Annotated in this window: 23 protein-coding genes; 14 read left to right on the top strand and 9 right to left on the bottom strand. The window is 38.0% G+C overall.

The window, feature by feature from the left end:
* Positions 1-13 precede the first annotated feature (13 nt).
* From recN to spo0A, 3 genes are all read left to right on the top strand, one after another.
* Positions 14-1,708: a DNA repair protein RecN gene (gene recN / locus BN997_RS19305; protein WP_042534691.1), complete on the top strand. Its 1,695-nt coding sequence runs from the start codon at positions 14-16 to the stop codon at positions 1,706-1,708.
* 248 nt (positions 1,709-1,956) lie between these two features.
* The gene (spoIVB, locus tag BN997_RS19300) at positions 1,957-3,150 is read left to right on the top strand and encodes a SpoIVB peptidase (protein ID WP_139089148.1); all 1,194 of its coding nucleotides are present in this window, start codon (positions 1,957-1,959) and stop codon (positions 3,148-3,150) included.
* Between the two features lie 359 nt (positions 3,151-3,509).
* On the top strand, positions 3,510-4,292 hold the full coding sequence (spo0A, locus tag BN997_RS19295) for a sporulation transcription factor Spo0A (RefSeq protein WP_042534689.1): 783 nt from the start codon (positions 3,510-3,512) through the stop codon (positions 4,290-4,292).
* A 271-nt stretch (positions 4,293-4,563) separates the two neighbouring features.
* Here spo0A and BN997_RS19290 read toward each other — a convergent pair whose 3' ends face one another.
* Positions 4,564-4,827, bottom strand: a complete 264-nt coding sequence (locus tag BN997_RS19290) for a hypothetical protein (RefSeq protein WP_042534688.1) — start codon at positions 4,825-4,827, stop codon at positions 4,564-4,566.
* A gap of 211 nt (positions 4,828-5,038) precedes the next feature.
* Positions 5,039-5,659, bottom strand: a complete 621-nt coding sequence (lexA, locus tag BN997_RS19285) for a transcriptional repressor LexA (protein ID WP_042534686.1) — start codon at positions 5,657-5,659, stop codon at positions 5,039-5,041.
* Between the two features lie 388 nt (positions 5,660-6,047).
* Here lexA and BN997_RS19280 point away from each other — a divergent pair, with 388 nt between their 5' ends.
* The 3 genes from BN997_RS19280 (at position 6,048) to tkt (ending at position 9,096) form a co-directional block, all read left to right on the top strand.
* Positions 6,048-6,704 (top strand): YneB family resolvase-like protein, encoded by a 657-nt coding sequence (locus tag BN997_RS19280; RefSeq protein WP_042534685.1) that lies wholly within the window; start codon positions 6,048-6,050, stop codon positions 6,702-6,704.
* Positions 6,705-6,769: 65 nt separating this feature from the next.
* Complete coding sequence (locus BN997_RS19275; protein WP_042534684.1) at positions 6,770-7,003, top strand: DUF896 domain-containing protein; 234 nt, start codon at positions 6,770-6,772, stop codon at positions 7,001-7,003.
* Between the two features lie 92 nt (positions 7,004-7,095).
* Positions 7,096-9,096, top strand: a complete 2,001-nt coding sequence (tkt, locus tag BN997_RS19270) for a transketolase (RefSeq protein ID WP_042534683.1) — start codon at positions 7,096-7,098, stop codon at positions 9,094-9,096.
* Between the two features lie 65 nt (positions 9,097-9,161).
* On the opposite strand, the gene BN997_RS19265 is transcribed toward tkt, so the two are convergent.
* Entirely contained in the window at positions 9,162-10,193 is a 1,032-nt protein-coding gene (locus BN997_RS19265; protein ID WP_042534682.1) for a hypothetical protein, read from the bottom strand.
* Between the two features lie 492 nt (positions 10,194-10,685).
* On the opposite strand from BN997_RS19265, the gene sirA reads away from it, so the two are divergent.
* The 3 genes from sirA (at position 10,686) to BN997_RS22775 (ending at position 11,860) form a co-directional block, all read left to right on the top strand.
* On the top strand, positions 10,686-11,144 hold the full coding sequence (sirA, locus tag BN997_RS19260; RefSeq protein ID WP_042534681.1) for a sporulation inhibitor of replication protein SirA: 459 nt from the start codon (positions 10,686-10,688) through the stop codon (positions 11,142-11,144).
* A 47-nt stretch (positions 11,145-11,191) separates the two neighbouring features.
* Positions 11,192-11,419, top strand: coding sequence for a YneF family protein (locus BN997_RS19255; protein ID WP_042534680.1), 228 nt, complete (start codon positions 11,192-11,194; stop codon positions 11,417-11,419).
* Between the two features lie 294 nt (positions 11,420-11,713).
* On the top strand, positions 11,714-11,860 hold the full coding sequence (locus BN997_RS22775; RefSeq protein WP_084612989.1) for a YjcZ family sporulation protein: 147 nt from the start codon (positions 11,714-11,716) through the stop codon (positions 11,858-11,860).
* A gap of 161 nt (positions 11,861-12,021) precedes the next feature.
* Here BN997_RS22775 and BN997_RS19250 read toward each other — a convergent pair whose 3' ends face one another.
* Positions 12,022-13,662 (bottom strand): putative ABC transporter permease subunit, encoded by a 1,641-nt coding sequence (locus BN997_RS19250; protein WP_042534679.1) that lies wholly within the window; start codon positions 13,660-13,662, stop codon positions 12,022-12,024.
* On the bottom strand, positions 13,652-14,377 hold the full coding sequence (locus BN997_RS19245) for an ABC transporter ATP-binding protein (RefSeq protein WP_042534678.1): 726 nt from the start codon (positions 14,375-14,377) through the stop codon (positions 13,652-13,654). Before BN997_RS19245 ends, BN997_RS19250 begins: the two co-directional genes overlap by 11 nt.
* 349 nt (positions 14,378-14,726) lie before the next feature.
* On the opposite strand from BN997_RS19245, the gene map reads away from it, so the two are divergent.
* Positions 14,727-15,479, top strand: a complete 753-nt coding sequence (map, locus tag BN997_RS19240; protein WP_042534677.1) for a type I methionyl aminopeptidase — start codon at positions 14,727-14,729, stop codon at positions 15,477-15,479.
* Positions 15,480-15,536: 57 nt separating this feature from the next.
* Here the strand turns inward: map and nhaC are convergent, their stop codons facing one another.
* The 3 genes from nhaC to BN997_RS19225 all read right to left on the bottom strand — a co-directional run bounded on the left by nhaC (position 15,537) and on the right by BN997_RS19225 (position 19,829).
* Positions 15,537-16,901 carry a Na+/H+ antiporter NhaC gene (nhaC, locus tag BN997_RS19235; RefSeq protein ID WP_042534676.1) on the bottom strand — a complete coding sequence of 455 codons (1,365 nt, stop codon included), beginning with the start codon at positions 16,899-16,901 and terminating at the stop codon, positions 15,537-15,539.
* A gap of 432 nt (positions 16,902-17,333) precedes the next feature.
* Positions 17,334-18,437: a putative lipid II flippase FtsW gene (ftsW, locus tag BN997_RS19230; protein WP_042534675.1), complete on the bottom strand. Its 1,104-nt coding sequence runs from the start codon at positions 18,435-18,437 to the stop codon at positions 17,334-17,336.
* A gap of 510 nt (positions 18,438-18,947) precedes the next feature.
* Positions 18,948-19,829 carry a cation diffusion facilitator family transporter gene (locus BN997_RS19225; RefSeq protein ID WP_042534673.1) on the bottom strand — a complete coding sequence of 294 codons (882 nt, stop codon included), beginning with the start codon at positions 19,827-19,829 and terminating at the stop codon, positions 18,948-18,950.
* A 329-nt stretch (positions 19,830-20,158) separates the two neighbouring features.
* On the opposite strand from BN997_RS19225, the gene BN997_RS19220 reads away from it, so the two are divergent.
* The gene (locus BN997_RS19220) at positions 20,159-20,395 is read left to right on the top strand and encodes an IDEAL domain-containing protein (RefSeq protein ID WP_042534671.1); all 237 of its coding nucleotides are present in this window, start codon (positions 20,159-20,161) and stop codon (positions 20,393-20,395) included.
* 655 nt (positions 20,396-21,050) lie between these two features.
* Positions 21,051-22,361: an MFS transporter gene (locus BN997_RS19215; protein WP_084612988.1), complete on the top strand. Its 1,311-nt coding sequence runs from the start codon at positions 21,051-21,053 to the stop codon at positions 22,359-22,361.
* Positions 22,362-22,415: 54 nt separating this feature from the next.
* Here the strand turns inward: BN997_RS19215 and BN997_RS19210 are convergent, their stop codons facing one another.
* Entirely contained in the window at positions 22,416-23,330 is a 915-nt protein-coding gene (locus tag BN997_RS19210; RefSeq protein ID WP_042534667.1) for a zinc dependent phospholipase C family protein, read from the bottom strand.
* Between the two features lie 162 nt (positions 23,331-23,492).
* Here BN997_RS19210 and fumC point away from each other — a divergent pair, with 162 nt between their 5' ends.
* The gene (gene fumC / locus BN997_RS19205; RefSeq protein WP_042534666.1) at positions 23,493-24,878 is read left to right on the top strand and encodes a class II fumarate hydratase; all 1,386 of its coding nucleotides are present in this window, start codon (positions 23,493-23,495) and stop codon (positions 24,876-24,878) included.
* 146 nt (positions 24,879-25,024) lie between these two features.
* Positions 25,025-25,219 carry an alpha/beta-type small acid-soluble spore protein gene (locus BN997_RS19200; RefSeq protein WP_040981996.1) on the top strand — a complete coding sequence of 65 codons (195 nt, stop codon included), beginning with the start codon at positions 25,025-25,027 and terminating at the stop codon, positions 25,217-25,219.
* Positions 25,220-25,252: the final 33 nt, after the last annotated feature.

The following is a 25,252-nucleotide window of genomic DNA, read 5'->3' as shown; positions in this document are numbered from 1 at the left end:
GGGGTGAGGCAGCATGTTAACTGAATTATCTATAAAAAACTTTGCGATTATTGAAGAATTATCCTTAAACTTTCAAGAAGGCCTTACTGTTTTGACGGGGGAGACTGGTGCAGGAAAATCGATTATCATTGATGCTATCCAATTATTAGCCGGAGCAAGAGGTTCTGTAGACTTTGTTCGACATGAATCGAATAAAGCGGAGATTGAAGGATTATTTTTCATCGATCACGAAAAGCACCCTATTTACCAAGTAGGAAAAGCATATGGGATTGAAATCAGTGATGAACAAATTGTACTTCAGCGGACCATAACCTCCTCTGGAAAAAGCATCTGCCGTGTAAATAGTAAATTAGTGACACTGGCTATTCTCCGGGAATTTGGAAAAACATTGATTGATATCCATAGTCAGCACGAGACGCAATCGCTGATGGATAATGAGCAGCATATTGATTTTTTAGATCTCTATCTTGGAGATGACATGAAGGAAGCAAAAAAGGATTATCAGGATATTTATAACCGTCTGGAAAATCTGAAGAAAAAGTACCGCAGCCTGAATGACAATGAGCAGGAGATGGCACAGCGCCTGGATCTGCTCCAATTCCAACAGCAGGAATTAACAGAAGCACAGCTTATCCCGAATGAGGATACGGCGCTTGAAGAAGAGCGCAATCAGCTTGCAAATTATGAAAGGATACATCAATCTCTTTCGGATGCTTATTTTTCTTTATATGGCGAGCAGCATGGATTAGAATTAGTCAGCCACGCACAATCAGCTTTACAGGACGGAGCAGATTTAGATCCTTTTATTGCTGAAAAATTGGACAGTATATCTAATCATTATTATATGCTGGAAGAACTCACGTATGATATTCGCAATTATCTTGACCAGCTGCAATTTAATCCGGAGCGCCTGAATGAGATTGAACAGCGGATGGATGAATTGAACAGATTAAAGCGTAAATACGGTCCAACGGTGGAAGAAATGTTAGACTACTTAGGACGCGTTGAAGAAGAAATCGAACAGATTACAAATCGGGAAACGCATTTAAATACACTTGTAACAGAAATTGATGAGGTTGAAAAGGATGCTTTATTAGAAGCAGATCAGCTTCATCACTTACGAAAACAAGCCGCGGAAACATTAACGAACGATATCCACCGGGAATTAAAAGACCTCTATTTAGAAAAGACGACCTTTTCCATTGATTTTGAGGATTCAACGCAGCGGAAGCTGAAATCAAACGGCTATGATAAAATACTTTTCCGCATTTCCACCAATGTCGGCGAGCCTTTAAAAGACCTCACAAAAATAGCTTCAGGAGGAGAATTATCAAGAATCATGCTTGCTTTGAAGAAGATTTTCTCAAAGCATCAGGGCATTACGAGTGTTATTTTTGATGAAGTGGACACCGGAGTCAGCGGAAGAGTCGCACAGGCAATTGCTGAAAAAATCCATGAAATATCGCTGGAATCACAGGTTCTGTGTATTACACATCTTCCGCAGGTCGCTGCTATGGCAGATACGCATAAATTTATTCAGAAAAAGGAAAAGGAAAATCGCACTTTTACTTCTGTTATTGAATTAAATAATACGGAACTGATTGAGGAATTAAGCCGGATGATTACTGGAACAAAATTAACAGATACAGCAAAAGAACATGCGAAAGAAATGTTAACATTGGCAGATCGTTTTAAAAAATCAAATTAAAGGGATAAAAACGTTAAAAAAATCGGACAATAACTGTACCGGTTTTTTCTTTTTCCTGTACTTACAAATTTCGTTAATCACATGTCCTTTTGCATCTTAAGAATAACAACACTATACGTCCGTTTATCTATATTTTTAGAGGAAAAGATACACATATCACATAGGTTGTTCCAGTTTAAACTGCCCTCCAACTGCAAAAAGTATATGTACAGAAAGATAATATTTTTTGTATGAGGAGGAGACGATTTATGAGCAAAACAAACAAAATCAGATGGACATATAAAATCAGCTCGCTATTATCGCTTGCTTTTATATTGTTTTTTATTTCCCCTTCCTTTATCCACGCAGATACTTCCATGCAAGGGTATAAAGAGGTTTTTCAAGACTATCCTATCCTTCCTTTTTTCAATAATGAAGAGCATACGAATAAAGAGGATAATCAGGGGCAGCATCAACGTCTGGAGGATGTAAGAGTAGTACCGGGAGGACAATCCATTGGAGTGCAGTTAGAAACGAAAGGTGTACTGGTTGTCGGTCATCATCAAGTGAAAATGTCTGAAGGAGTAAAGTCTCCGGGAGAAGCCGCTAAAATAAATATTGGTGATACAATTGTTGAAATAAATGGTCAAAAGATCAATCATATGACAGACATTAAACCGATTGTTGATCACAGCGGTAAGGAAAATAAAAAAATGCAAATCAAGCTGAAACGCGGAGATAAGTATATTGAAACAAACCTGCAGCCGATTTTCGACAAAAAAGAAAATGCTTACAAAATTGGTTTATATATCAGAGATACAGCAGCAGGTATTGGAACAATGACATTTTACGAGCCGGAAACAGGGAAATATGGCGCGTTAGGACATGTTATTTCGGATATGGATACGAAGAAACCGATTGACATCAAGCAGGGATCCATTATCCATTCTTCTGTAACTGCAATTGAAAAGGGTGATAATGGTTTACCGGGAGAAAAACAAGCTTCCTTTCAAACGCAAGAAAAAAGAATTGGTAATATCACGAAAAATACGGATTATGGAATATTTGGGGTATTAGAAAAGGAGGTAAATCATGAAAAATATGATGAAACCTTTCCTGTCGCACTATCCCATGAAGTCAAAGAAGGGCCTGCAAAAATTCTTACTGTAGTGGATGGAGAGAAGATTGAAGAATTTGACATTGAAATTATCAGCAGTGTTCCTCAAAAATCAGCATCTACAAAGGGAATGGTTATTCAAATTACCGATCCGCGATTATTAGAATTAACTGGCGGAATTGTTCAGGGAATGAGCGGAAGCCCTATTATTCAAAATGACAAGGTTATCGGTGCAGTAACACATGTGTTTGTAAATGATCCTACCTCGGGATACGGTGTTCATATCGAATGGATGCTTGAAGATGCAGATATTATTCAATCTGATTTGAATGAAGCTGCAGCGTAGCAGCTGCTGTCATTCCGGTTAAGCTTTCTTTTCCCTAACAGAATAAAATAATAAATCAATAATTAAAAATGTCTGTAGTAGCGTTTGCTATTATAGACATTTTTTAGTTTTTAAATAATCATTAAAATATAGTATGTTTATTGGAAATATGCATTTTATTTCCAACTACTATCTGATATAATGAAAACGGATACAATAATACGTTGAAAATTGTGTCGAAAGTTGGTGAAAAAAAGAGAAAAACGAAGAATACTTGAGAAAATCGAAATAAATCAAAAGTTTTTTGATTTTAAAGAGGATATTTATGTTTTTTGTAGAATATGATATAGGTGCATAAAAAGCAAAAGGAGGATTTTTTAGTGAGTAAAATATCTGTGTGTTTTGTTGATGATAATCGTGAGTTAATACAATTAATGGAGGACTTTTTTGGGGAACAGGAAGAAATTGAAATTGTCGGAACAGCATTAAACGGAAGGGACTGCCTCCCGTTGATTGAAGAGAAAACACCGGATGTGCTGGTATTAGATATTATTATGCCGCATATGGATGGAATAGCTGTTTTAAATGAAATTAAAAAAATGGAATTAACTAAAAAACCACATATTATTATGTTGACTGCATTTGGTCAGGAAGAAGTGATGAAGAAGGCAGTTGATTTAGGAGCTTCTTATTTTATCCTGAAGCCGTTTGACATACAGAATCTGGCTGATCAAATTCTGCAGGTTCAGGGAAGTGCGGTTTCCAGAGTATCAAATGTGACGAAAACAAATATTGAAAGTAAGAAAAAGCAGGACCTGGAAGCGAATATAACCAATATTATTCATGAAATAGGCGTGCCTGCGCATATTAAAGGATATATGTACTTAAGAGAAGCAATTACTATGGTTTATAATGATATTGATCTTTTGGGGTCCATCACAAAAGTGCTTTATCCGGATATCGCCAAAAAATTCAATACAACTGCTTCCCGTGTAGAAAGAGCAATTCGCCATGCAATAGAGGTAGCTTGGAGCAGAGGGAATATTGATTCCATTTCAGCATTATTTGGTTACACCATCAATATTTCTAAAGCAAAACCGACGAATTCTGAATTTATTGCGATGGTAGCTGACCGATTACGATTGGAGCATAAGGTATCGTAATATGGCCTGCAAGTATTGACAAAAAGCTTTAAATAACTAGCAACCCGTATTGTCACAGAAGGAAATTATATAAAACCTGCCGATGCATCCAATAAACAGGAAGCAGTACAGCCATTTATGAAGAAAAGAGTTGTACAATTTTATTTGTTATAAGTAAATTGCAAAATTTGTGTTTTTAATAAATATTCTAAAAAGTTGGGACATTACTTATTTTTTGATTAGAACGGTTTTCTTTTTATAAAATGAAAGGCTGTGTATATGCTTTATTCACTTATCCAAGAATAAAAACAGCAACCTGGTACCAAAGTGCAAGAGCAATAATCACAAGAGCAGAAATGATTTTTATCAAATTCTTTTTGGAAAAATAGTTCTTGTCCGGGTAAACTTCTAAAAAAGTGACAATGATGAGAAGAGCTGATAAAAATGGCAGTGTTAAATAATCTGCAACCTTTGTTAAATAGATAATTCCCAGAATAAAGCTGATAATGGTGATTGGAAGATAAAGCCAGCGTTTCTTTTTTAACGTTTCAGTCAATTTTATACACTCCTTATACTTGTACTTTATATTAAGCATATTATGAATGGATTAATTTTATACTAGAAAAAAGGTTAACAGGCACATCTGACAAATGTGCCCGTTAACCTTTTTTGACTGGCCGATAAAATCACCTATAGAGGATGTTCTAACGTTTCTGCTATGTGCAGCTTATACTGCCCGCATGCTCCTGCTCTAAAGCACATTCCTTTTAGTGGATATGACGGTATAAGCCGATTACCTTGCCGAGAATAGATACGTTTTCGTAATAGAGAGGTTCCATCGTTGCATTTTCGGGCTGGAGGCGGAAACGGGTCTTTTCTTTAAAAAAACGTTTGACAGTCGCTTCATTTTCATCCGTCATTGCTACAACGATATCTCCATTATCCGCAGAGCTTTGCTGTTTTACGATAACCATATCTTTGTCGAGGATGCCTGCTTCAATCATACTGTCTCCATCAATGACAAGTACAAACAGATTATCCTCCGGTCCGGCAGAAGAGCTGGGAACGGGAATAAACTCTTCCACATTTTCAATCGCAGTAATCGGGATTCCGGCTGTTACCTTCCCTATTACAGGTACATAAATGGCCTTATCCTTAGGCGCATCATTCTCATTATTATATATGATCTCGATGGCACGAGGTTTGGTCGGGTCTCTCCGAATATATCCTTTGTTTTCTAATCTTTCTAAATGACCGTGAACAGTAGAGCTTGAAGCTAACCCGACAGCTACTGCAATTTCACGTACGGAAGGCGGATAGCCCTTCTGCTCTACTTGATCTTTAATAAAGTCAAAAATCATCTGCTGTCTTTTTGATAGTTTTGTCATGACTTACTCCCCTCTAGCATAGGTATTTGTTATTCATAGTATAGCATTGAATGAATCAATTTACAAACAAATGTTCTAAAAAGTATTGACAGGAACAGTTGTTCTGAATATACTATAGTAAGAACAACTGTTCCGGAACCAGATAAAATATCGAAGGGGAGTTTTAATATGTTTGAAAAACTGATGAAGTCTGATGCTTTTTATATTGTAGCTTTTATTATTGCGTTAATATTTTTATATACGATGATGGTTACAATTTAAGTGATTGACCAGACGACTGATTTCCTTGCTTATTTTGTAGAGAGCAAATATGCTGGTAAGACAGATTCTGTAAAGAATTGTCACCGAAAAGTTGAAAAAGAGCGGTTTATTATTGGAGGATAAAACATTGAGAACGATTATTTATTGTCGGGTAAGTACAGAAAAAGAAACACAAGAAACATCACTTCAAAGACAATATGAAGAGTTATCTGCGCTGGCCGATAAATTAAATTTTACGGTTGTGGATTGTATTCAGGAGAAGGCCAGCGGCTATGACATTGATAGAGATGGCATATTTAAGCTTCTTGATTATTTTTCTCATCAAGAAGCTGATTGTCTTTGTATTCAAGATGAAACAAGGCTTGGAAGAGGAAATACAAAAATTGCTTTATTTCATCAGCTCCGGAAAATTAATATCCCCATTTACACGGTTACCCATGAAGGAGAACTTGAGCTGAATGAAGCGGATTCGATGGTGTTGAACATCGTCGGTATAGTGGAAGAATATCAGCGTAAACTACATAATATGAAAATAAAAAGGGGAATGCGACGTGCTGTATCAAATGGGTATAACCCTCAAGAAAATTTACATCATATCAATCAATCCCCGGGAAGAGAACGCGCTGAAATTCCGATGGAAGAGATTGTGCGGCTGCGGCAGAATAAATTAACGTTTCAAGAAATCACAACAGTTTTAAAAGGACTTGGATTTCATGCATCAAAGGCAACCATCCATCGCCGCTACCAGGAATATATCAATTCCTTGAATGAAAGTGAATCGTGACGTAAGATAAAGAAACAGGAAGGTTATTTTAACTCCTGTTTTTTTAATCGAAGGAGGGACAAGCTATGTTGTCTAAAGATAAATTAAATAGAATAAATATGTTAGCTAATAAAGCGAAAAGTGAAGGCTTAACAGAAGAAGAAAAAACAGAACAGCAAAATCTTCGAAAAGAATACCTGGCAAATGTACGGGGTTCTTTTAAAAATCATCTAAAAGGGATGACAGTCATTGACCCGGCCGGGAATGATGTGACCCCGCAAAAGCTTCGTGATTACCAGGAACGTAATAAGAAACACTGATACATCATATTAACTTAGCTTGTATCGTATCGGATTTCATTATAAAATAGAGGAAGAAACAGAATATGTTTTGAAGTGGAAGGAGAAAAACAATGACACAACAAGTTGAGGAACTATCCATCAATACCATTCGCACGCTCTCCATCGATGCAATTGAAAAAGCAAACTCCGGGCATCCGGGATTACCGATGGGTGCGGCACCGATGGCGTATACACTCTGGACAGATTTTATGAATCACAATCCAAAGCATTCCAAATGGTTCAATCGTGACCGTTTTGTATTGTCTGCAGGTCATGGTTCCATGCTGCTGTACAGTCTGTTACACTTATCAGGCTATAATGTATCTATCGATGATTTAAAAGGATTCCGCCAATGGGATTCGAAAACACCGGGACATCCGGAAGTGCATCATACGGATGGTGTAGAAGCAACAACGGGTCCATTGGGACAAGGCATTGCGATGTCAGTAGGAATGGCAATGGCGGAAGCACACTTAGGTGCTGTGTATAATAAAGAAAAGTATAATGTGGTCGATCATTATACATACGCGATTGTCAGTGACGGAGACTTAATGGAAGGAATCTCGCATGAAGCTGCATCGTTAGCCGGCCATATGGGCTTAGGTAAACTGATTGCTTTGTATGATTCCAATGATATTTCATTAGACGGCGATTTAGACCGTTCTTTCTCTGAGAATACGGAACAACGCTTTAAAGCATATGGCTGGCAGGTATTGCGGGTGGAAGACGGCAATGATGTCAACGCCATTCGCCAGGCAATCAAAGAAGCACAGCAAAACCAGGACCAGCCGACATTGATTGAAGTAAAAACAGTTATCGGTTATGGTTCTCCAAATAAATCTGCTTCCAGTGCTTCCCATGGCGCACCGCTTGGGGCAGATGAAGTGAAACTGACTAAAGAAGCCTATAAATGGACGCATGAAGATTTCTATGTGCCGGAGGAAGTATATGCTGACTTTAAAGAAAAAATCGTGAATGACGGTTCCGAAAAAGAAGCAGCATGGGACGAGCTGGTTGCTGCTTATCAAGAAGCCTATCCGGAATTAGGAAAACAGTTCGAGCTTGCTTTAAAAGGAGAGCTTCCTGAAAACTGGCATGAAAATCTTCCTGTATTTGAAGAAGGATCTAAATTTGCTACACGTGCGTCCTCCGGGGAAGTATTAAACGCTGTAGCTAAATCCGTTCCGAATTTCTTTGGCGGAAGTGCCGACCTTGCCGGTTCGAACAAAACAACAATCAATGACGAAGCGGACTTTACCAAGGCAGATTATGCCGGACGTAATATCTGGTTTGGTGTACGTGAACATGCAATGGGTGCTGCTTTAAATGGCATGGCGCTTCACGGAGGACTTCATGTCTTCGGTGGAACCTTCTTTGTCTTCAGTGACTATTTACGTCCATCCATTCGTCTGGCGTCGATTATGAATATGCCGGTAACGTATGTGTTTACGCATGATTCGATTGCAGTCGGGGAAGACGGTCCGACCCATGAGCCTGTGGAGCAATTAGCTGCTTTACGTGCGATGCCTCATCTTTCATTAATCCGTCCAGCGGATGCGAATGAGGTACAGGCAGCATGGCGCTTAGCTTTGGAATCAACAGATCAGCCGACAGCGCTTGTATTGACACGTCAAAACCTGCCTACCTTAGCAAATACCGCAGAATTAGCCTATGAAGGGGTTAAAAAAGGTGCGTACATTGTAAGTAAATCCGAAAAAGAAACACCGGATGCGCTTCTTTTAGCTACCGGTTCCGAGGTTCAACTGGCAGTTGCAGCACAGGAAGCATTGAAGGAAAAAGGTGTCGATGCACAGGTAGTAAGTATGCCTTCATGGGATCGCTTTGAAGCGCAGGATGAAGCATATAAAAACGAAGTACTTCCAAAAGAAGTCACAGCCAGAGTCGGGATTGAAATGGCTGCGTCATTCGGATGGGACCGTTATGTAGGCTTTGAAGGAAAAACACTCACAATTGACCGTTTTGGTGCTTCTGCGAATGGCGATTTATTGATTGAGAAATTTGGTTTTACAGTAGATAACGTTGTTCAATTAGTAGAAGAAGTGACGAAATAAGGAATATTTAAATATTTTATGTCATGAGGAAGAGAGATGCTAGCATCTCTCTTCTTTCGTATCTATTATAATTGTTGCTCGATAAAATGGATGATTTCTTTCCGTTCTTGTTCGGTGCAGGAAAACTGTTGCTCTATAGTTTCCAAATATTTTCCAGCCTTTTTCAGCTCTGCAACGCTTTTTTTCATATAGGATTTATAATGGTTATTTATTTTGTTAATTTCACCAGCATATTTCTCATCTGTTCCAGGCGTGACGGTTTCTTCGTATAAATCAATAACTACTTCCCCTTCTCTAGTTGGGAAAAATTCATGGGGATCAGTACTGTCAAATATACAAAAATCCAAATCTGGAACTAATACCATATCAATACTATTTGGATCAAAACTACAATGATAAATTTCAGTATCATAACCATATTCAATACAAGCACTCGCTACTTTTTTCATAAATGTTGACTTGCCTGTTCCAGCTCTCCCTTTTACATAAAAAACGCAGGATAGTTTTTCTGTAATATGAGGGACGACATTGACCGGACCATCTACAGTTGTGGTACCAAAAAGGCGGTGATACTCGTGGCCATCTTGATCCTTCTTCGATTGTCCTTCTAAGACTTCTTGAATAAACGTATCGGCAATTTCATTCGCCCGCTTAAAGTTCATTTCTTTAATATAGATCTCTTCCAGATCATCATGTATGCGTAACCCTGTTTCCAAATGTTTATATGCTTTTTCTGTGTAGTGAATGAATTTTTCTTCTAGTTTCTCTTTTCTTACCGAAATGTCTTGTGTAAATCGATTTAAATCCAGTTCGATTCCTTCACGCATATCATCTGGTATAATGGAATCATTTAAAAAAGCGAGTCTCTTTTCAGGTATAACCACACCATCCAAATAATGTTCACCCAACGCACTTTTTAACACTTCTACTTCATAGGTAGCTTCATATTTTGTGATTATATCTTTTAAAATTTTTGCTTTCACCGTTTGAGAAGAGTGTTTTAAACGAAAGATTTGCTGTATACGTTCTAAATTGGAAGGCAGTAAATTCACAAATCCCACCGCTGTATTTGCCGTAACATAATAATAATTTCTCAAGAAGACACTTCCTTTTTGATTTGAAATTTTGGGCTTTTGTTTAATTAATTTATGCTGCTTCCCATTTTTGGTGAATGTAATTGGTTGTTTGATAGTGGATCAATACCAAAATCAATGGTTGACAGACAGTAGTTAAATTGATAGTGGTAACCGCTACGGAAAAATACTGCGCTAATTAGTCTCTTTACTCATATCTATTCATTAATATCAACCATTGATTTTGGTGAAGAGCCTTGATAGTATAACATAATTATTTGATATGATAATTGTATCAATGATGATATGGAAAAAATGTTTCAAAAGAAATTCAAGTAGGGGAAAGCAGAAATCAAAAATCAGCAGATTGACAGACTTCTCTTAAATTCCTGAAAGAGAAAAGTAGACGCCAAGTTTTCTTTATTGTTTCGACAAAAGAAGTTGTTCTTTGCACACTATTATGACAACTTTCGGAAATAGATTCCTCTATAATGATAGTCAAAGGGGGAATACGTGATGAATGAATACGCAATTTATTGGATAGAAGAAAATGTAGCAAAAAATTATTATCATAAAAGTGATTTATTACATCGTTTCTTTTTAGAATGTGCTGAAAAAGAGGACGAAGTAATAATTAGAAAGCAATTTCGATTTATCACTCGAAAAATCCATTTTTACAAGTTTGCTATGCATTTAAAGACGTTTTCTTCGCCGGATATTTATGTGAAACGAATTGGAAATAGAGTGCTTGTAAAAAAAGGAGAAGAATCACTCTGCTTATATATTGAAAATGGGGAATTGATTTTAAGGTGTCGCCATTTAGCCGTTGCGGTATCACTGCTTTTTCCTATATTAGAAGATATTCATCCTTATTTCTTTGTCCAAGGAAAAGATACACCACAATATGGATGGATTTCTCCTAAATCTATAAAAGAGCTCAATGATGAAAGTCAAGTGTTGTATAATTTCCTCTAATCTAATATACTGTATTAGAGACAACACGAAGGAGGAAATTTTGTAACATGAGTACGATATGGGTAGTATTAATTGCAATTGCAGCTTTAATTGCTGGTGTTGCTCTTGGATTTTTCATTGCTAGAAAATATATGATGAACTACTTGAAAAAGAATCCGCCAATAAATGAGCAAATGCTTCGTACATTGATGATGCAAATGGGCCAGAAGCCGTCACAGAAGAAAATTAATCAAATGATGCGGGCGATGAATAATCAGAATCAGTCTGGGAAATAATTGATAATTATTTTATGGACAAGCACTAAAACCACTTTTTAGAAGGTGGTTTTTCTTATTGGTCAAAATTTTTTTCAGCATAGTAAAAATTTAAATTGTGCAGGATCAAAGTGCTCGGGTTTAGAAGCGCTTTGTCAGTATACATAGGATGTGCGGACACGTTGGAATCAGTATATGGTCATCCAGGTAAAGCTTAACGAAGGGGAGTTTTTCAAAAAAAATAGTCATTCGCCTTCCCAATTTGAATGAAGCTGCATAAGTTAAAGTAGTTCGAATAGAGGAGGTTATATACACATGGGTAGAGAAGAATGTTGTGATAATCGTCAAAGCTTTGGCTCAGCGGGCTTTGCGTTATTAGTTGTGTTATTTATTTTGTTGATTATTATTGGAACAGCATACTCCGGCGGCAACCAGTGCTACACGGGTGGCTACTACTGTTAATGATTAAAAAACCTGGTATTCGTGAAAGGGATTTCGATAAGCGGGCTTCTGCTTTCAAAAATCTCTTATGCACTGGCGCCCAAGCCTTTGCTCGAATGCCCTATTTGCTGAAAAACAAGAAGACGTCCTGGCGGATGAATTGCCAGGGCGTCTTTTTTCAATTAGTTTCCCAGGTTTTGCAATGTTTTTAACGATACTTTTTTACGTAAATAAATGTGTGCTATATCGGTAACAATGAACGTGGAAAGCAGTAAAATAAGCATAATCAGATAAACATTCGTTATATTCATATTCCAAAGAATAATCGTTATCATCCCGAAAAGAGCAATTTGTCCAAGCGAAATAAAGAAAGGGATGAATCTCCCTTTAAATAATTCCTGTTCGTCTGTCCAGTGAAGCTTTGGATGATAGACATCAATAAAGAAGTTAATCACGACGGCTAACCAATTATACAGCAAGGTAATTCCTATCCAGCCAATGAATATATGAATTGGAATGTTTACATAAATGCCGACACCAATAAGCAATAAAAACGGCAGCATAGACATAAGATAGGCAACATATAATTTTGCGTTTATCAAATGCTGAAATGGTATTGGCAAAAATAAATTTAATTTTATGCTTGCTCCTTCTCTGGAAATAGCAGTGGAGGCTGTAACATTGGTACTTAATAAAAAAATCGATATCATAAATAAGGTCAGAAAAAGATTTTTTTCTGGTGCAGCAGAGACAAGTGCTGCCAGATCATTTCCCATATCCAAAAATAGAATCACCGTTATAAATACCGGGAAAAATAATGCCTGAATGACACACTGCATTAGAAAAGCAGGGGTGCGAAAAATCATTTTAAATTCCTTCAGCAGATATGTTTTTAAAATTGAACGCTGCTGTGTTAATTTTTGAGATGCTTTAGCTGATAAATTTCCTTTGCTTCCCGAACTCATTCCCCGGACACCCTTCAAATAAAATCGCTGTCCAGCCCAAATAAATAAGAGAACACAAAGGATAAACACAGCCAGAAGTGCAAGCAGGAAAAGAAGACCGGACCAATCAGCCGCAAAATGGAGACTGCCTGCTCCGAAATAAGCCGGTGGAAAGATCATGGTTATCATTCGCAGTAAACCTTCTTGCTCCTGCATATAGGTCGTAAACGTATCAAGCATTGCCGCATCGTCCATGTTGAGACGAACAAGTACGTTAACGAGAATAACAAATAGTAAGGAACCGATACCCATAAAGATTTTGGAGCGATCCTTGTTTTTGGCGATATTGACATAACGCATGATAAACATCAGGATAACCGCTACAAGACTAAATGGAATAATTGGAAAAATGATAAACAAAATGAAGCCATAGACATAAAATAGAATAGGCGCACTGCTGATACTTCCATACATAAATAAAAATGGCAGAAATAAAAGTGCTGCAATGCCATAATTATAAATTAGCGGATTTGCTGCTTTGCCAACCAATAATTGATAAGGATGTACCGGCAGTGGAATATAAGCTGTAATATCATCAGAAAAATAAAAAGCAGATAAAATCATAATAAATGAAAGAAAAAACAGGATAGCTGCAATAAAAAGCAATGCCAAACCGAGTAGCATACTTTCCTGGTTTACTTCAGCCAGCATGTGATAAGCATGTGTAACCATAGAATGTATTCCTTGCATAAGCATAATAAAAAATGGAATAAGAATCAGGGAAACAATAATATAAATCCATGTATTACTTTGTTTGCCTGCTGAAGAATACTGCATTCTTAACATTATTTTTGTAATTGTCCATGTATTACGCATCATTGGTTAGCTCCAAAAATACATTTTCCAGAGATTGGTCGGTTTGATATTCTGCCTGCAGTTCATCAATTGTTCCATAAAATAAAAGCTCTCCGTGATTAATAATTGCCACTTCATCACAGAGCTGTTCTACGACCTCCAGGCCATGGCTGGAGAAGAAAACCGTATTTCCTTTATCAGCGTGCTCCCGCATCATTTGTTTTAAAGCATAGGACGATTTTGGATCCAGACCAGTTAATGGTTCGTCTAAAATCCAAATATCCGGATCGTGCAGCAGTACAGAAGTAACCATTATTTTTTGCCGCATTCCATGAGAGTAACTCTGAATATAATTTCCCAAGGCATGGTCGATTGAAAATTGTTTTGTATAATAGGCTATCTTTTCCTGCCGCACGTCCTCAGGAACCTGATAAATATCAGCAATAAAATTAAGGTATTCCAAGCCTTTTAGCCTCAGAAAAATATCAGAACGGTCTGGAACAAATCCAAAAATCTCTTTTGCCTTTAAGGGCTCTTTATCAATATCAATGCCATTTAAAGTAATTGTTCCTTTATCGATGGGTAAGATACCGGTCATCATATTGATTGTGGTAGATTTCCCAGCGCCATTTGGTCCAAGAAAGCCGACGATTTTTCCATCTGGGATGGTCAATGATAAATCTTGGATAATATGATGATGTCCATCAAAGCTTTTATTGATTCGAGAAATTTCTATCATCCAAAAACCTCCATTTCTACACTTATATTAGAAATTGTATTGTCAGGTAAATATAAACTTATCGTAACATGCGGCTGCATTTTCACAAAATTAATTTCCCATCTTTAAGAAATAAAAGGCATTTTCTTTTCGAAGGTGATTGGATTTATCACCTTGCAAATAATAGCCAGCAGTATGGTTTCTTTTTAAAAAATGAGCAATGCTCATACAAGCAAAGGTAAGATACTGTTCGTTTCAGAAAGGTTGTGTTAGAATTTACAATGGACTCTGGGTATGAAACCTCATTTAATATTTAATGGATTTCTTATAAAGTATCGTGTATATAGAAGACAGAAAGGAAGAAGAATGAATGATAACAAGAAAAAGTAAGCGGGAAGTTCAGCAAATGCAGGAAGCAGCTGATTTGCTGGTAGCCACACATAAAGAAATCGCAAAACGGATTAAACCGGGCGTAACAACACTCGAATTGGACGCATTTGTAGAAAGATTTTTAGAAGAGCATGGAGCAACGCCGGAGCAAAAAGGCTATAATGGCTATCCTTATGCGATTTGCGCTTCTTTAAATGATGAAATTTGTCATGGCTTTCCAACAGATAGACCCTTAGAAGACGGAGATATTGTAACTATTGATATGGTTGTTAATTTAAATGGAGGCTTGGCTGATTCTGCGTGGACATATGCTGTCGGCAATGTAGACGAAAAAGGACAGAAGCTGATTGAAGTAACGAAGGAAGCATTGTACAAAGGTCTTGCTCAGGCAAAGCACGGCAATCGTTTGGGTGACATAGGCCACGCGATTCAATCGTATGCGGAGGCGGAAGGTTTTTCTGTTGTGCGAGATTTTACCGGCCATGGAATCGGACCGACGATTCATGAAGATCCGCATGTACCACATTACGGACTGCCAAATAAAGGCATTCGTTTAAAAGAGGGAATGGTTATTACGATTGAGCCAATGATCAATGAAGGCGACTGGCGCAGCAAGATGGATGATAATGGCTGGACTGCAAGAACGGTTGATAAAGGACGCTCCGCCCAGTTTGAGCATCAAATCGTTGTTACAAAGGAAGAGCCGATTATTTTAACAGAGCAGGATAAATAATAAAAATACTCCCTAATGTGTGAGCATGAAATTTCGCATTAGGGAGTATTTTTTCGATTATTTTTTCGCTGTTCGGGCTCCAAATAAAATAGTAATCACGGGACTTAACAGGCAGAAAAATGCAAACGGCAGGTAGGTCAGTACAGGAATGCCTAAGACATCTGCGATAAACACTCCGCATACGCTCCAGGGAACAAGCGGATTAATTACTGTTCCTGCATCTTCCAACGTACGGGATAATGCTTTTTTCGTTAGCCCGGCTCTTTCATAAATTTGCTGAAATGTTTCGCCGGTTAACAGAATTGATAAATACTGCTCCCCGATAAAAACATTCACCCCAATTGCCGTCCCTGCAGTGGAAGCGATGATGGACCTTGTTCTTTTAAGTCGTTTTTGCAGTGCTTCTAAAATGGCCGGCAAAATACCAGTAACAAACAATAATCCGCCAAAGCTTAAAGCGAGAAGTACAAGGGCGATCGTGAAGAACATGCTTTCCAGACCGCCTTTTGTAATTAATTCATTAACAGGATCAAAATCAGAATTTCCAGTATAGCCGCCAAACCAGATAGCAGGAATAGCGCTTAAAGGAAATTTATTAACAGCAATCGCAATGATACTGGCAACGACACTGCTTATAGATAAAGATAAGAAAGCAGACAATTTAATAATTGTACAGCCAATCAATACTATCAATGGGATCCAGGAACTCCAATGTATCAATCCTGTTCCTTGTAATGCCTCCTGATACTGTGCAATATTATTGCTGGCATGGGAGCCACTTGGTGATAGTATTGCAAAAGCAATAAACGAAATAATAAATGCAGGAATCGTTGTTAAACTAATATGTTTAATATGTTCAAATAAATCGACACCGACGATCGTTGAAGCAAGGTTGGTTGTATCAGATAATGGAGACATTTTATCACCAAAGAAAGCTCCGGAAACAATTGCTCCTGCTGTAATCGCCAAAGAAGCGTCCATCGCCCCGGCCATTCCTATCAGAGCAACGCCGACAGTTGCAGTAGTAGTCAGGGAGCTTCCTAAAGAGATACCAATAATACCGGTAATAGCAAAAACAACCGCATAAAACCATGTAGTTGAGATAAGAGATAAACCAGTTGTCATCAAGACAGGAATGGTTCCGCTTATCATCCAGCTGCTGATTAGAATACCAATTACAAAGAATAAGAATACCGCTCCCATTGCAGAACCGGCTCCTAAGCCCATCGCCTTTTGCAGAGATTGGTAAGTGATTTTATTCCATAATCCATAACCAACCAAAATAAATATAGCGATAAGGATAGGAATATGCGGTGCAGCTTCCAGTCCAATCATAAAAAAGCTGATAATCCCCACAAGCAGGATGAGGAAAACGACGGAAACAAGTAATGAAGGGTGGTGTTTTGCTTTAATTGAATTCATTTTTAATTACCTCCTTGGCTTTGCATATGTATAAGATATGCCTATTTTTCTATAAGAAATGTAAAAAGCTGCAGCATGATCGTTTTAAACCAATAAAAAAACTCCGCCCCTATAGAAAGGGACGAAGTAAATCTCCGCGTTACCACCCTAGTTGATGCACATAAGTACATCCGCTTGATTTCAGTGACAGGTTTTAAAATAAAGCCTGTAATTCAACTATTATATACCAAGGTTTGCACCAGCCACCTTGTCTCTAAATAACTGTCATATAATAATCTACTGCGGACTTTTACTGTCAAAACGATTGAATTGTTAATAATGACTATACAATTAATTTACTTGAATTGTCAATAAGAGATTCAAATAATTGCTATTTACGTATTTATTTTTTGAGAACAATAAGTGTACATGATGCCTTTTTCAAAAGTTGACTTAGCTTTCTCTTTTCGCAGACAAATTCACAAGAATTCCGGCACAAACCATCATTATAATAATGGAAGAGCCTCCATAGCTGACGAATGGTAATGTTACTCCCGTTATCGGTAACATACCAGAAATCGCTCCTAAATTAATCACTGCCTGGATCATAATCAGAAAAGTGATTCCTATTGCCAGTAATTGATAAAAGGAATTGGACAGCTGTTTGGCGATGAAGATACCTCTAAACAGGATAATCATATAGCAAGCAAGAACTATCAGTAAGCCTGCTGCTCCGAGCTCTTCTATCGTAATTGCCATAATAAAATCGGTATGTGCTTCTGGGAGATAGCCGAGCTTTTGTGTACTGTTACCTATTCCGTTTCCCATTAATCCGCCGCTATTGATTGCAAGCAAAGAATTTGCAAGCTGGTAGCCATTCTCTGAAAACTCCTCAAACGGCTGCCTGAAGGAAGTCAAACGATTCAAACGATAGGCTGAGCTTAGGGCGAAGTAAACCGTACCTACAGCAGCAACACTTCCCAATAAAAAAATATGCCGTTTTTTTACACCACTGCATGTAACAATAATTCCGCAAGCGGCCAAAATAATTCCGGCTGCTCCTAAATCAGGCTGTGATAAAATGAATAAAAAAACAAGCAGCAAGATGATGACCGGAGGCAGGACGCCATGTACGAAATGGTTGATATACGACTGTTTTTTTGCATAAATCGAGGCAAAGTAAATGACCATGGATATCTTCACCACTTCTGACGGCTGAAATAAAAATCCGCCAATCGCAATCCAGCGCTGGGAGAAGTTGCGTTCTACTCCTATATTTGGTATTAAAACAGCTATTAGCAGAATTAACGAGAGCATTACAAGCGCGGGACTCCATCTGGCATATAGTGCAGGGTTTATTAACGCAGCCAAGGTAAAGAAGGCTATGCCGATTAAGAGCCATTGCAGCTGTTTTACAAAAAAGTAATTTCCGCTATCATAGTACATTTGTCCAATTGGAAAGCTTGCACTGTATACCATCAACAGTCCAAAAATTGATAAAATACCTACCGCACCAATTAACAAAAAGTCCATTTTCTTTACTTTTGCCCAAAGCATATTCTCATCCTAACTATATAAAAATCATGCATGAATGCTCTTTTTTGAGAACAGTTCATGTTTGCCTCCCATAATTGAATATTGCCGGCCAGGCTGATTATTATTGAAATACTTAAAAATCATGGTTTTCGGTAATTCCTATTAAATATACTAGGGGTGTTGACAATTCGTCAAATTACGCAGCGTTTTTCTCCTGGATTGTAATAAATAGAGTACGTGAAAGGAGGTTGGAAATACTTGTTCGTGATATGAGGACCTTACTTGAACTAGAAGGAGGATTCATAATTAGTTAGTATTCACTGTCAGGGGTAGAAGGGGGCAGAAGAGGTAAAAAACGAATGATAACTTTGACGACAGGAACAACAGAGAAATTTTCCTGCTATCGACATTGGACGAAATTATTTTGACAGAGGAGCAAATGTAGCTTCATTTTATAAAAAAGGAAAATACAAATATTAAAATGAACCATTCTCTAAGGATATAGAAAATGGTTCATCTTGTTTCTGAAGTTTACTTTTTATTTTCTTCATAAGGTTCAATATGAATCAATGCGTGATTTATTCCGTATTCTTTGTAAAGATACTCCTCAATATGCTCTGTGATAGCATGGCTGTCAACAACATTTAAGGTGGGATCCACTAAAATAGTTATATCTAAAAGCTCTTGATTGCCATGAATACGGCCTTTAATATCAACAACCTCCCGTACATTTTTAAAGGTGCGGATAGCTTCCTTCATTTCATCTAATTTCTTATAATCAAATCCATCTGTCAGCGTAACCGTAGAATCTTTAAAAATATCCCATGCTGTTTTGCAGATGATTAATCCGACCAATATCGCTACAATCGGATCTAACCAAAATAGTCCGAATTGGGCTCCGATAATGCCGATAAATACGCCAATACTTACAAAAGCGTCTGAACGGTTATCCATTGCTGCCGCATAAAGTGCACTGCTTCCGATTTTTTTGGACAGTTTTAAATTATAACGGAAGACACCCAGCATAACCAATGCAGCGAATATAGCTACCCAGGCTGTCAGCATATCAGGCTGTTCATAATCGGATGCATAAAGTGTCCGGCCTGCAGTAAATATGACTTGAAGGCCGATAAACATCATAATAAAAGCGGCAAATAGAGAAGCGATACTTTCTGCACGGTAATGGCCGTAGCGGTGGACGGAATCTGCAGGTTTGACCGCTATTTTTAATCCGACTAATACAGCAACGGAAGCAATAATATCGGTAAAGTTATTTAAACCGTCAGCGCGCAGCCCTTCTGAATTTCCGATGGAGGCAATATAAAGCTTTAAAATGGCTAAAAAGATATAAGCGATGATGCTGAGCCAAGCTCCTTTTTCCCCGGTTTTTAAGTTTTCATTATGATTATTCATCTTTAATCCCACCATATTCTAAAATTAACTAGATATCTCCATACCATATTCAAGTTAGCTTATATAGTCTATCAAATCACTTACTGGTGGGTCTAGAGAAAAATAACAGACCACAGGAAGAGTTATTGAGAATTGTAAGCATATTTTCCTTTGGGAAACAATCATTGCTATGGCAGTATTTATTGTTTCTTTTTATATATAAAATGATTCAGAAAATAAGGCGCTTGCATAGATGAAAATAAATAAGAAAAAAATGGATAATATTTATAAGTTGAAATTTATTGAAAGTTTGTGCATAATGGGTAAAAGGCTTTAAGGGGGAAACTTCCATGAAACAAGAAAAAGTCGTATACCGTTTTTTTCAGTATGTAGGAGAACCGTTAACAGCACGAAAAGAAATGGCATTTGAAGAGAAGCTTGCTGCTCAATTATTATTGGACGAACTTGTATTTAAATGGAACAAATCTCATTTAGAAGAAGAAATAAATCAAGCCATTGAAACAAATAATTATGTAGATTTTAAAAAATATAGTGAAGCTTATAAACAATATGTGTGGGAAGATTAACTATAAAGGTATAGGTGCCTGAGACCAAGTGCGCCTATACCTTTTTTTTAGGAATAAGAAACCTTATAAAAGTTGAAGGCAGTCGATTCAATGGGTTTCATGGGGTGAGTAATCTTAGGCCCCGAGAGTAAAAAAAAAGTTTGCTTTTTTCTGCGAGGTCTTCCCGCTGGGACTGGGACTGCGATTACTCGTCCCACCGAAAACCATTGCGATTGCTCGCCCCATCAAAATCGTCGCTAGAATTAGCTTTATTTCTTTATAAGAAAGCTAATGAAACATATTTATTCTTAGATGGGAGCGGAGGGAAGTTGACTACTGCGGGAAAAGCAACAGGTGAAGACCCCGGAGGAAGCGGTTTTGTTCCGAGGAGGCTGAGCCGTTGCCCACGGAAAGCGACTTCCCGTAGCGGACATCTCTTCGACAAGGACACCGATGTTTTAAAGACCAAGCGGTATTCTTGTTTTTTTATTTGGAGTATGGCAGTTATCTTTTGCACGCTCCAAGTAAATAGCAGTTGTGAGAACATTCATGTCAGCATATACTGCATGCAGAAAAGACGGAATATAGGTTTTTTTAAGAAATAATATTAAATTAAAAAAATAGATAGGATTAACCAAATAAATCCATTATAATGCAAGTAAAGGAGGGGGATAAAGTGGACGCAAAATCGAGAAAGAAAATACAGCGCAGCTGGATGATGTACGATTTCGGGAATTCAGCTTTTGCAACAACGATGATGGCTGCAGTACTACCCGTTTATTATTCAACAGTTGCTGCATCTGGTCTGGATGATCATTTAGCAACAAGCTATTGGGGATATTCACAATCTATCTCTGTGCTGATTGTAGCTATTCTTGCACCGATACTTGGTGCCATCAGTGATTTTTCAGCAGCAAAGAAAAAATTTCTTCGTTTTTTCGCATTTATGGGGATTATTGCAAGTATTTTAATGATCTTCATCAGTGAGGGAGATTATTTACTGGCCTCTTTATTATTCATTATTGGTTCGATTGGATTTTCGGGCGGTAATATTTTTTATGATGGATTTTTACCGGAGATTGCTGAAAAAGAAGAGATGGACAAAGTATCATCAGGCGGTTTTGCCTATGGATATATTGGAGGCGGTATTTTATTAGCTGTTAATGTGATGATGATATTAAACCCATCCTGGTTCGGGATTCCTGATACAGAATGGGCAACCAGAATTTCGCTTGCTTCTGTAGGTATCTGGTGGCTGATTTTTACGATTCCGCTCCTGAAAAATATAAAAGAAGAGAAAAAAGAGAAAGTAAAGCGGGAAAAATCATATATAGCCATTGGTTTTTCCAGAGTCGGAAACACCTTCCGGGAGATAAAGCAATTTAAACAGCTGGCTATTTTTCTGATTGCATTTTGGCTTTATAATGATGGAATTTCTACCATCATCCGAATGGCAACTGTTTATGGAAGTGAGATTGGGATTGGTCAGAATGATTTGATTATTGCGTTATTGATTACCCAATTTGTCGGCATACCATTTACCTTCTTTTTCGGTTGGCTGGCAACAAAGATTACAGCAAAGAAAGCATTATTTATCACATTGTACATCTATTTAGGAATAGTCATTATTGGTTATTTTATGAGCACTGCTCTTCATTTTTATATGCTGGCAATTATTGTAGGAATGGTTCAAGGAGGAGCACAATCATTGAGCCGCTCCATTTTTGGACGTATGATACCAACTGGAAAGCATGCGGAGTTTTTTGGATTTTATGGTATTTCATCCAAGTTCGCGGCAGTAGTCGGCCCATTTATATTTGCGCTTATTGGACAATTGACGGGAAACAGCCGCTTAGGCATTTTATCGCTTATTTTCTTCTTTATTATCGGAATCATTCTCTTGAAATTCGTGGATATTGATAAAGGAATAGAAGAGGCAAGGAGAGCTTCGAATAAAAAAGAGGAAGTCAACGTACGCCCGCAATAAAGATAAGCACATGCTGAGAGGAGTCTTGAACCAAAGAGCATGTGCTTCTTTTTCTTATATAATTGGTACACTAAAGCGGTTTATATCATGATTCGCTACAGGTGTGCCGGTATCATATGAAATATTGCCGATACGGCGGATAAGCTGCGCTTTTACTGATTCTCCGCCTTCATTCCAATAATCCGTAACCAAAGGAAGCAGGCTGACAGCATCATTTAATGCATCCGTATATAACTCTGCAAAGCTTTCCTCCTGTTTTTCTCCAGTAGCTGCATGCACCCACAGCTTATTTTCTTCATTAAGATAATCGATATTTTCATGGATGGGCTGATGAGAATAAGAACTGATAAAAGCTTTTAAGATTTTATTTTTCCAGCCGCCCGGGTCTGCAAAAAGTTTTTGAGCAGTAATCATATCCTGGTAAGCAATCTGAATATCCTTCGTCTGAAAAGATAATTCGGGGTGAAACCTGCGGATAGCATCATCTAATATGTATAAAATGGATACAGGCAATGTGTCACCAACATTGATTTCTGCATATGCCGCATGCTTCCACAGTTCCATTTTACGTGTGTCTAAAGCCATTTTCGTATCAATAAGGGTTTCCAGCTTTTGGTGTTTACTGCCCTGATACCCGGCCCGGTAATGGATATAAGGGTGTGTATGACGGTCCAGCAGATGGTGGGTGATAAAACCTGCCACATAGGCTTTTACTTCATCAGACCCTTCCTGAGCCTGTTCAATCAGGTATATTAGAAAAGGGCCGCATTCTTTTGTGTGCAATGTGTTGCCGATTTCCTGTCCGGTCTTTTGACTGGAAAGCCATGGCCAGAATCGGTAATAAAAGAAAGGGTCAGGTCCTTGAGCGCCTAGAAAGAGAGCATGTCTGGAAGGGGAATGGTGGATATCCCAGGATAATGCATTGCAAGCATCTTCTGCGAAAAAAATATGTGTCCAGATATTCGGCATGATTTATTCTTCCTTTCTTCAATTCAATTGGTATACGTAAAAATAGCTGATATTCTCTGGAAATATGCTTATTCTTATCATATCATGAAAAAGAAATCGAAAAAAATCAAAAAATTTGATACACTAGATATGATTCGAGGAAAAGTTCAAGGAGGAATTAGGATGGATTATCGTGTTGAAAAAGATACTATCGGAGAAATTAAGGTGCCGGCCGACAAATATTGGGGAGCGCAGACACAACGCAGTAAACAGAATTTCCCGATTGGTCAGGAAACTATGCCTGTCGAAATCATTAAAGCGTTTGCAATTTTAAAAAGAAGTACAGCTGTTGCCAACTTTGAACTGGGGTTAATGGAGGAAGAAAAAGCGGAAGCAATAAAATATGCTGCAGACCAAGTATTAGCAGATAAATTAAATGACCATTTTCCATTAGTAGTATGGCAAACAGGAAGCGGAACACAGTCAAATATGAATGTAAATGAAGTATTGGCGTATGTTGGTAATCAATGGCTTCAAGAGCAGGGGAGCGAGTTAAAACTTCATCCGAATGATGATGTAAATAAATCACAAAGTTCAAATGATACATACCCTACAGCGATGCATGTAGCAGCTGTATTGAAATTGGAAGATACCGTACTTCCTGCCGTGAAGCAACTCAAGGACACACTGGAAGAAAAACAAAATAAATTTACGGACATTGTAAAAATAGGGCGGACCCACTTGCAGGATGCAACCCCATTGACGTTAGGCCAGGAAATCAGCGGCTGGCACCGGATGTTAGAAAAATCATACACCATGATTAAAGAGAGTAATGAACATCTGCGGGAGCTGGCTATCGGTGGAACAGCTGTCGGAACGGGTTTAAATGCACATCCGGATTTTTCAGAAAAGGTTTGTAAAGCTATTTCAGCATATACTGATAAAACATTTATTTCTGCTAAAAACAAATTCCATGCATTAACGAGCCATGATGAGACGGTTTATGCGCATGGGGCGTTAAAAGGTCTTGCTGCAGATATGATGAAAATTGCCAATGATGTACGCTGGTTAGCGAGCGGACCGCGTTGTGGTATTGGAGAAATTACGATACCGGCAAATGAGCCTGGAAGCTCGATCATGCCAGGAAAAGTAAATCCGACACAAAGTGAAGCCGTAACGATGGTAGCGACACAGGTGATGGGAAATGATGCGGCAATCGGATTTGCTGCCAGTCAAGGGAATTTTGAACTAAACGTCTTTAAACCGGTGATTGCCTATAACTTCCTGCAATCCAGCCAATTGCTGGCAGATAGCATTCTTTCCTTTGATGAGCGCTGTGCGGTCGGAATTGAAGCGGACCTGGAGCAAATTGAGAAAAACCTGCATGGATCATTAATGCTGGTAACTGCTTTAAACCCGCATATCGGTTATGAAAATGCTGCAAAAATCGCCAAAACAGCATTTGCAGATAATGCAACATTAAAAGAGACAGCAGTTAGGCTTGGTTTATTGACTGCTGAACAATTTGATGAGTATGTAAGACCAGAGGAAATGACACATCCCAAATAAGCTTAGAAAGCAGTACTTTTGAATACGAACATGAAGCAATCAAAAAGCTGAATCCATGCATAGGGTTCAGCTTTTTTAATTTCCAAAAATTAGCTATCATAAGTTGGACGAAACTGCAGAAGATACTTGTACAGGAGGTGATAATCATGGCAAACAACAATTCAAACCAATTAGTAGTGCCTGGAGTACAACAAGCTCTTGATCAAATGAAATATGAAATCGCTCAAGAATTTGGTGTAAACCTTGGTGCAGATTCAACTTCTCGTGCAAACGGTTCTGTAGGTGGAGAAATCACAAAACGCCTAGTGCAGACTGCTCAACAACAAATGCATGGTAAATAATTTTATTAAATAAAATATTACTGGCTAAAAAGG

The organism is Oceanobacillus oncorhynchi (assembly GCF_000821065.1).
Classification (GTDB): Bacteria; Bacillota; Bacilli; order Bacillales; family Amphibacillaceae; genus Oceanobacillus; species Oceanobacillus oncorhynchi.
This window is presented reverse-complemented; position numbering and strand designations above follow the sequence as displayed.